Source organism: Arthrobacter sp. NPDC080031 (assembly GCF_040702485.1).
GTDB lineage: Bacteria > Actinomycetota > Actinomycetes > Actinomycetales > Micrococcaceae > Arthrobacter.
The window spans coordinates 102,780-110,780 of sequence record NZ_JBFBLA010000010.1 but is presented as its reverse complement, the minus strand read 5'-3'; the positions used below and the strand labels follow the sequence as shown (position 1 = coordinate 110,780).

At 63.8% G+C, this 8,001-nt stretch carries 9 protein-coding genes; 4 read left to right on the top strand and 5 right to left on the bottom strand.

The annotated features are described in order from the left end of the window. Positions 1-704 (top strand): S-layer homology domain-containing protein (locus tag AB0323_RS10475; RefSeq protein WP_366177259.1); only part of this gene is annotated, 704 nt, incomplete at its 5' end. Between the two features lie 418 nt (positions 705-1,122). Here AB0323_RS10475 and AB0323_RS10470 read toward each other — a convergent pair. The 4 genes from AB0323_RS10470 to AB0323_RS10455 form a co-directional block, all read right to left on the bottom strand. Then, the gene (locus tag AB0323_RS10470) at positions 1,123-1,806 is read right to left on the bottom strand and encodes a four-carbon acid sugar kinase family protein (RefSeq protein ID WP_366177310.1); all 684 of its coding nucleotides are present in this window, start codon (positions 1,804-1,806) and stop codon (positions 1,123-1,125) included. Then, positions 1,803-2,075 (bottom strand): four-carbon acid sugar kinase family protein, encoded by a 273-nt coding sequence (locus tag AB0323_RS10465; RefSeq protein WP_366177258.1) that lies wholly within the window; start codon positions 2,073-2,075, stop codon positions 1,803-1,805. Before AB0323_RS10465 ends, AB0323_RS10470 begins: the two co-directional genes overlap by 4 nt. A gap of 665 nt (positions 2,076-2,740) precedes the next feature. Further along, positions 2,741-3,421 (bottom strand): haloacid dehalogenase type II, encoded by a 681-nt coding sequence (locus AB0323_RS10460; protein WP_366177257.1) that lies wholly within the window; start codon positions 3,419-3,421, stop codon positions 2,741-2,743. 128 nt (positions 3,422-3,549) lie between these two features. Continuing rightward, the gene (locus tag AB0323_RS10455; RefSeq protein ID WP_366177256.1) at positions 3,550-4,545 is read right to left on the bottom strand and encodes a helix-turn-helix domain-containing protein; all 996 of its coding nucleotides are present in this window, start codon (positions 4,543-4,545) and stop codon (positions 3,550-3,552) included. Positions 4,546-4,666: 121 nt separating this feature from the next. Between AB0323_RS10455 and AB0323_RS10450 the strand changes: the two genes are divergently transcribed. After that, positions 4,667-5,104 carry a hypothetical protein gene (locus AB0323_RS10450; protein ID WP_366177255.1) on the top strand — a complete coding sequence of 146 codons (438 nt, stop codon included), beginning with the start codon at positions 4,667-4,669 and terminating at the stop codon, positions 5,102-5,104. Further along, the gene (locus AB0323_RS10445; protein WP_366177254.1) at positions 5,089-5,637 is read left to right on the top strand and encodes a hypothetical protein; all 549 of its coding nucleotides are present in this window, start codon (positions 5,089-5,091) and stop codon (positions 5,635-5,637) included. The genes AB0323_RS10450 and AB0323_RS10445 overlap by 16 nt, the downstream gene beginning before the upstream one ends. Before the next feature lie 156 nt (positions 5,638-5,793). On the opposite strand, the gene AB0323_RS10440 is transcribed toward AB0323_RS10445, so the two are convergent. Further along, entirely contained in the window at positions 5,794-6,702 is a 909-nt protein-coding gene (locus AB0323_RS10440; RefSeq protein WP_366177253.1) for a LysR family transcriptional regulator, read from the bottom strand. 125 nt (positions 6,703-6,827) lie between these two features. On the opposite strand from AB0323_RS10440, the gene AB0323_RS10435 reads away from it, so the two are divergent. Continuing rightward, the gene (locus tag AB0323_RS10435) at positions 6,828-7,967 is read left to right on the top strand and encodes a PrpF domain-containing protein (protein ID WP_366177252.1); all 1,140 of its coding nucleotides are present in this window, start codon (positions 6,828-6,830) and stop codon (positions 7,965-7,967) included. The last annotated feature ends 34 nt before the right edge of the window (positions 7,968-8,001 follow it).

The following is an 8,001-nucleotide window of genomic DNA, read 5'->3' as shown; positions in this document are numbered from 1 at the left end:
CCGCGACTCCGACGCCGAGTCCGACCGCGACTCCGACGCCGAGTCCGACCGCGACTCCGACGCCGAGTCCGACCGCGACTCCGACGCCGAGTCCGACCTCGACTCCGACGCCGACTCCGACCCCGCAGGCCTCATTCTCGGATGTGCCGTCAACGTCCCAGTTCTACAAGGAGATCTCGTGGCTGTCCTCGGCAGGGATCAGCACGGGCTGGCGCAACCCGGACGGGACCAAGTCCTTCCAGCCACTCTCACCGGTGAACAGAGATGCGATGGCGGCCTTCCTTTACCGACTTGCGGGCTCACCGGCTTACACGCCGCCGGCGGTCTCCGCATTCACCGATGTCCCGGCGTCCAGCCAGTTCTATAAGGAGATTTCCTGGCTGGCTTCCAAGGGCATCAGCACCGGATGGGCTAACCCGGACGGGACCAAGTCGTTCCGGCCCCTCTCACCGGTGAACAGAGATGCGATGGCGGCCTTCCTTTACCGTTTTGCGGGCTCACCCATCTACACACCGCAAGCGGTTTCCCCGTTCTTCGATGTCCCGGCGTCCAGCCAGTTCTACAAGGAGATTTCCTGGCTGGCTTCCAAGGGCATCAGCACCGGATGGGCCAACCCGGACGGGACCAAGTCGTTCCAGCCTCTCTCAACGGTCAACCGGGACGCGATGGCAGCGTTCATGTACCGCTACCACAACCTCCCCTAACTGCCACACCCGAACAACGCAAGGGCCGGGAGCAGCGCAAGCTGCTCCCGGCCCTTCGCCGTGGCCGGCAAAATGCGCGCGCCCACACCGCCCAGCGCTCCGTACACGTGGTCCCAGTCCGGGCTGCCTTCCGGACTGATCCTTGATAGTCCCACATGAATATGTCAACCGTATCTGGCTCCGGTAGGACGGTTATTTCCGGCCCCACTAGGAGTGAGTATGTCAACCCATTGAGGACCACTGAGAGGCCTGATCCAAGACCACCTACGAGCCTACTGACCGGGTCGCCGAACTCGGACCGATCAAGGATTTCACTGCCTCCTATGGTGTGAGTCATGGAGCTATCCGTGTGGAGTTTCGCTTGAGCGGTCCTCAGGCAAATCGCGGCAACCTCGTGATTCACTGGGGCATGGGGTATTCAAACGAACGAAGCCGGCCGACGTGAGCACCCTGCCCTCCGACTTACTCCATGGTGGATATGGAGCGTTGACTTGGTAACCAGCGATCCTGGGTGCCCGGACGCACTCCCCGAAACTGCCAGCAGTGAAGCCGCCGGTACCGGGGCGTGCCGGGTGACTGGGGCCAAGCTTCCCAGCGTCGACGCTAACGCCAGGCTTAGCCCTCCGGAACCAACTCCGAACTGGATACCGCTGCCGCGCTCCGCCGCGAGAAGCCCGCCGATCCGCCGAACATCGTCGCCGCTCAACGAGTCAAACACGGCGAGCTGGCCCCCCTCAACGGCACGCCAAGCCTGGACCAGTCCGTTCCCGCCTTCACTGACCAACCGCCAGTCTACGGACAGCACGTCCCGTCGGGTCTGGCTGCCTAGTAACCGGCGAACATCGGATTCCCGCATCGGCGTCACAGCATGCTCGGCAGACGCAGTGTGGCGGTCCAGCCGCGAAACCCGCCCTTGAGATGTCGAGGCGAATTGATTGGCGAATACCGTATACCGACCAAGGCCAGGCTGGGCGGCCAGTACCGGGACAGGCATTTCCCCGAAAACGGCAAGTCCGGTGTCCACGGCCGCTCCGATACTGCCGAGTGAGACGGATGAGTCCAGGGTGGAGCTCGTCTTGTATTGGACAAACTGCGGCTTCAGTCCGGCACTTCGAAGATGGGAGTTAGCTCGTCCCTGAGGTCTTCCTTATCGAGTGTGCGTGCCAGGCCCGCGATTCCTAGCACATCCGACCGGGAGGCATGATCGGACAGCAATTCGGCGGACGGCAACTTGAAAAGGAGAACGGAGGAAAGGCCAAAGCGCGTGAACTGCGTCAGGGCGTCGGAAGCGCCGGTAAAGTCATCGGCATAAAAGCAGACTCGCGGTCCGGGTCTAGCTTTGGAACTTACCTCACTGGAGCGGGAAACCACCGCCAAAGTCTAACCCAGAGGCAGAGGACTGCCGCTCATCCACAGTCCATCAAGGCGGCCAGGCGCCCATTGATTTCAGCATCCAAGTTATCGGTCATAGACGGACCGGTGGTGTTCAAAGTCACCGCCATGAGGTAGGCCAGCCGCCGTCGTTCTGGGTCGTCAGGGTGCCCTCTCTGCGGCCGGCGCTATAGGCCCGCGTGCCCTCCGATAGTAGAGTCGCCACACCTCCATCCGGATCCCTGCTGTCCACGTTCGTTGCTTGGCCTGAAGTGTCTGCCGCGGGGGAGTGCTGGAGGAGCTTCCCGTTCATGCCCGCTTCGAGGGGGCCATGTCGGTGACTATCGTTCTGCATGCTCGTGGGATGCCCAGCATTACGCATCAGAGGAGTTTTTCGCGTTGCCCTTGCCCTGCGTCGGTGGATGAAGGCGCATCCGCCTTGGGGAAGTCCGCGGATTGAGCGGGCTGGGTGAATGGTGAATTGTCACCCCGGAAGTAGCTGCGACCGGAGCGGCCGGATCGTGACCGACGTGGTCCTGTCGCGGTCGAATTCCTCAGAACCCCGCTCGGTTGGCAAGTTGTGGAAATTGTTGCAAATTCGCATGATACACACAGAATTGCGTCCTGCATCGGTTCATCTCTCAAACCGGCGGCCACGGTCCTCGTCAGTGCGCTGCTGCCAGGGCGGCGGGAAGGTCGGTCAGGGCGGTAACTGTGAATTCAGGAGCCTGAAAGTAGCCCGGGTAGCTACCGCCGGTCCTGTTCAGCCACGCCGTGCGCAGCCCGGCACGGGCGGCGCCGTGGATATCCCACGGATGCACGGCGACCAGCAGCATCCCGGCAGGGTCAGCCCCGGAAGCAGCGGCGGCATATTCATAGGAGGCCCGGGCAGGCTTCCATGCGGGAGCGTCTTCGACCGAAAGCAGCGACTCAAAAGCGTCCAGGATCCCGGCTTCGCTGAACAATTGCTCGGCGATCCGGGCCGAGCCGTTGCTTAGCGTAATCAGCCGTAACCCTGCAGCGGCGAGGGCTCTGATCCCCTCAGGGACATCGGAATGTACCCCCAGGGCGGCTAGGCCGCCCATAACGTGGTCGACCGCCGCATCCAGGGGGCGGTCAAGCTCCACCCCGCTCAGAAGTCCACGGAGTGCGCCAGCCCCAAGGGTGGCGAATGATCCGTTGTCTCCGCTGGCCGCCAGCGCGAAGCCGTCACGCAGCAGCGTAGCGAACCAGAGTTTCGCCATCTCAGCCGGCGCCCCGACTTCGCTGAAGCGTTCCCCCATGGGCGACATATCTGACAGGGTTTCGTTGACATCAAAGACAACGACTGAGACAGCGTTGCTCATGGATTCTCCTTGTGGTCGCGTGTAGGTCTCCGGTGCAAGTCTGCCGCCATCCGGAGAGAGAGGGAACCATTGGCTGGACTAGCTTCCCGATCCACTCAGGGGCCGGTGGGAAACCGGTGCCTAGCGTATCAGGCCGGCGTGGGGGCCCAGCCGTAACGGTCGCGATATTCGGAGGGTGCGAGGCCCGTTTGTTCTTTGAATGCGCGCCGGAACGCTGCGGGGTCTCGGTAGCCCACCTGGCGTCGGATGTTTTCGATTGGCGAGTCGCAAGTCTCTAGGAGCCTGCGGGCGGTGTCCACGCGGCAGTATTGGATGTACGCCTGCGGACCCTGTCCGAGGGCGTCGTGGAAGCGTCGTGAGAGCGTGCGGCTGCTGAGCCCGACTTTCCTGGCCAAGTCTTCTACCCGAAGCGATCCTGACAGTTTGTTGTCGATGAGGTTTTGTGCCTTGCGGACTAGATCATCGTCATGGTCCCGGTACCCTGCTCCGTTCGTCACGTAGGGCAGCTGGCTGGTGCGGGCGCCGTCGATCAACAGGACTCTGGCGGCCGCGTTTGCCCGTTCTCTGCCGGCGAACCGCTCAACCAGGTAGAGGGCAAGGTCAAGAAAGGTTGTTGCCCCTCCGCTGGTGATGACGTCGCCGTGGTCGATGACCAGGCGTTGGACGGCGAGTCGCACAGCCGGGAACCGTTTGCGGAAGTCGTCAGCGTAGAGCCAGTGTGTCGTTGCCGTGCGACCGTCGAGCAGCCCGGCTTCTGCCACTAGGTACGCGCCGCTGCAGCTGGCAGCGACGACGGACCCTGCGGCGTGCCACTGTGCCAGCCATGGAGCCCATGCCGCGTTAAGACTGAACGAAGGGCCCAGGTCATCATCCAAGCCTGGGACAACCACGAGATCCGGAGCAGTGACTTCGTCAGCGCCGAGGTCAACCTTGACCGTCACCCTATCCCGGTAATGGACAGCTTTCCCGTCCAGGCTCGCGAGCTTGACGTCGAAGACTGTGTCCCTGCCCGGGCGGCCCTGCAATGCGCCGAAGGCCCTGTCGGCTTTACCGATGACATCGAAGAGTCCCGTCATAGTGATTGACGCTGTCTCTGCCGGGGCGATCACAACAACACGAACCATTCCTTCATTCAACCACTGCCTGCTGCGCCGCGATCGGCGCAGGCAAAGCGCGTCCGATTAGGCCCCACGGTTGTCGATTGGACGCTGGTGCTGCGGACGGCCGGGATATAGCGTCGAAAGCGTGAATACGGAAATCATCGCCCCCGAAGAATTGGCCCGGTACAGATTTGGATTTATTGCCAGGTATCCGGAGACTCCCATCCTGGAACTGACGTGGCTGCCAACGAGCGCTGCCATGTCGGACGAAGATTGGATGACCGGCCTGATGATGCTCGCGGCTGAAGCAGCGGCCGCCGACACATCCGCAATTCTGATCGATGCTGCAGAATTCCGCCACGGTTTTGAAAACCGGGAGTCCGCCATGGCTTGGCGGGACGCGAGGGTTATCCCGCGTTATAACGACGCCGGCGTGCAGAAGTTCGCTTTCGTGATGCCCGAGGGATACCCAGGGCCGACCGCGGAATCCGGTGCTGCCCCCGTTTTCGATGGGCCGGCGGCCCAGTTTCCCACCCAATGGTTCCGGACCCGAGAGAGCGCCATGGCATGGCTGGTGGGCTGACCCCGATGGACCTTCTCGTTGCCAACGCCGTCGCCTCGCTACTCACGCTCGTGGCGTTCACCATGATCGCGCTCTGGTACCTCGCGCCCGCCCTCAACCGGAAACCTCTCGCCGCGGCGCTGACAACGCTGCTGTGGTTCCATGCTTTCCGCTACGTAGCGTTGCAAATCTTCAGCGCTGCCGCTGTCGGAGGCCTGAACGCAACCATCGGTACGCTGCAGACGATTGCGTTCGGAGACTTGGCCACTGCTGTTCTGGCGCTGATCACCATTGCCGCGCTGCGTCGGGGGCTACCTGCGGCCAAGCTCCTCGTCTGGGCAACGGCAATCATTGGGACCGCCGATCTGGTATCCGCAACGGTGGCAGGCATCAGCGGCCATCTGATTGACACCGCCAGTAACTGGTCATGGCTTATCCTCGCCGCGTATGTACCGGTCCTGTGGATTACCGCCATCATGATCTTCGTGCAGCTGCTCACGAGACGGAACGAACCCCTCATCCGGGCTGCCGTGGCTCCATCAACCGCACCGTAGGTCCAGAGCCCTTGGTTCCGTTGGTGGCCAGAAAAAGGCAGATTCCAGCCGGGGCTCACCTTTTACTCATATGAATCGGCGGCAATGGTATGTACACGGGTTGGTTCTTGGCAAACTAAAGCATTAGGTACTGCTAACTGGGGCTGCGTACTGCCCTTACGGGGTTTGCAGACGTTTCGCCGTTGACCGGAATACGGATCCGGCTTGCTGGCCGGCGGGGCTGAGCCTGCGGTTGGCAAGGTGGGCAAGGAGGATCCTCCGCGTCGGGGAACCGGTGAGCGGAACGGCGATGATGTCTGGACGGAGCGCACTCAGGGCGAGCTGCGGGGCCAGTGCGATGCCGATGCCCGCGGCGACCATACCCTGCGTCTCTTGGTAGTCGTTGGCCGCGAAGGCGATGCGCGGTTCGAAACCGGCATCGCGGCAGACCCGTCGGAGGACGTCGGCCACGGGGTGTTCGTCGCGGACGATCCACTCCTGGTCTCTCAGCGTGTCGATCCGCACGGCGCGACGCGCCGCGACAGGGTGGGCGCGCGGTACGAGCAGCATGGTCGGGTCATTCATGAGCCGAACGACGTTCAGGTCCTCGTCCTCGATGCGCTCCCATGGGTAGTCCCACAGCAGCGTGAGCTCGATGTCCCTGCGCCGCAGCCGTTCGAGCAGGCCGTCGCGACGCGCGCTGACCACCGTGACGGCGACCTCCGGATGGCGCGCGCGGAAGGCGAGCACGACGTCGGGCATGAGGGAAGCCCCGACGGTGGGGAACGTCCCCATTCGCAATTGGCCTCGCCGCAACCCGGCGAACTCGCCCATCTCGGCCCGGGCAGCCTCGAGTGTCCTGTCGATGTCGTCCGCATATCGCAGGAGGGCCTGACCTGCATCGGTGAGCACGACGCCGCGTGGATGGCGGTCGATCAGGGCGACCCCCACTTCGTGTTCGAGCTTCGCGATCTGCTGGGAGACGGCTGACGTCGTGAAGGAGAGGGCCGTCGCGGCGGACGTCAAGGAGCCGGAACGGCTTACCTCGCGGAGCAGATGGAGCCGGTGCAGGTCAAGGTCGGCCATACATTGAGTTTAGCAAAAGTGAAGGCCCCTGGAGAATCCTGTGATTGTGCTGAACTGTCGGGGAGTGGATCGTAGAAGGAGCAAGCGCCGCGAGGCGCGACCACGACACGTGAAGGAAGAAGACCATGCAACTCCGCGGTCATTGGTACCGGGGCGGCACGAGCAAGTGCTGGCTCTTCAACGCCGAAGACGTGGCACCTCACGCCGGGAGCCGCGAGGAGATCCGCAACCTGCTGGCCGATGCCTTCGGCGCAGCGGATGCCCGCCAGCTCGACGGCGTCGGCGGCGGCACCTCAACGACGTCGAAGGCTGCGGTCGTCCGCGCCACCCCCGAGGGACCGGCGGACCTCGACTACCTCTTTGCCCAGGTCGGGATCGGTGATCCCACTGTGGAACTCGGTTCCAATTGCGGAAACTGCGCCACCGCGATCGCCCTGTACGCAGTCCAGTCGGGTGTCGTTCCTCCCCGGGCGGGAACAACACGGGTCAGCATGCGCAACCTCAACACGGGAGCCGTGCTGAGCGGCACGGTCGCGACCCCGGGCGGCCGCATCCCGACGTCGGGCCTGGCCGGTGTTCCGGGCAGCAGCGCGCTGGGCGTTCCCGTCAGCCTCTCGTTCCATGCCCCGTGGGGGCGGACGCCGGGCGCGGTTCTGCCGACGGGAACCGTGACCGACAAAATCGCTGCTGACGGGCTTATTCTTACGGCAAGCCTGGTTGACGCCGGGGCGCCGGCGGTGCTGATTCCGGCTGACGAGGCTGGCATCGACCTGTCGTCGATGACCGGCAATCTGTCCGAGCACCTGCCCACGCTCGTGGCAGCCCGCGCGTCGGCGGGTCTGATGATGGGGTTGAGGAAACCTGAAGATCCTCCGCAGAATGCTGTGCCGAAGGTCGGCGTCGTGGCAGCGCCGGGCGACTACGTTGCGGCTGACGGAACGCGGATCGCGGCGGACAGCCACGATCTGCGGGTGCGGATGCTCTCCATGCTCGCGCCCCACCCCGCCATCGGCCTGACGTCCGCCGTCGCTGTCTCCCTCGCTGCTGCCTTGCCGGGATCGGTGGTGGCCACGGTGCTGCCCGTGGCAGACAGCGCTCACCAAGGGCGCCGGCTTCTGCGCATCGGAACGCCTGCCGGTGTCATCACCACGGAGGTCGTCACGGACGGCAACGGTTTCGTCAGCGAGGTCGTCCTCCACAGGGCGGCCCGCCATCTCGCCGTCGCCGACATCGACGTCGCGCAGCCTGTGGGACAGACGGCCTAGTCCCTTCAATCCGCCCCTGCCAGCATTAGATGCG

Bases quoted from the DNA above. Each gene is read 5' to 3' on its own strand.
- AB0323_RS10435 (WP_366177252.1), top strand. From the start codon at position 6,828: ATGCAACTCCGCGGTCATTGGTACCGGGGCGGCACGAGCAAGTGCTGG.
- AB0323_RS10460 (WP_366177257.1), bottom strand. From the start codon at position 3,421: ATGAGCAACGCTGTCTCAGTCGTTGTCTTTGATGTCAACGAAACCCTG.
- AB0323_RS10455 (WP_366177256.1), bottom strand. From the start codon at position 4,545: ATGGTTCGTGTTGTTGTGATCGCCCCGGCAGAGACAGCGTCAATCACT.
- AB0323_RS10440 (WP_366177253.1), bottom strand. From the start codon at position 6,702: ATGGCCGACCTTGACCTGCACCGGCTCCATCTGCTCCGCGAGGTAAGC.
- AB0323_RS10445 (WP_366177254.1), top strand. From the start codon at position 5,089: ATGGCTGGTGGGCTGACCCCGATGGACCTTCTCGTTGCCAACGCCGTC.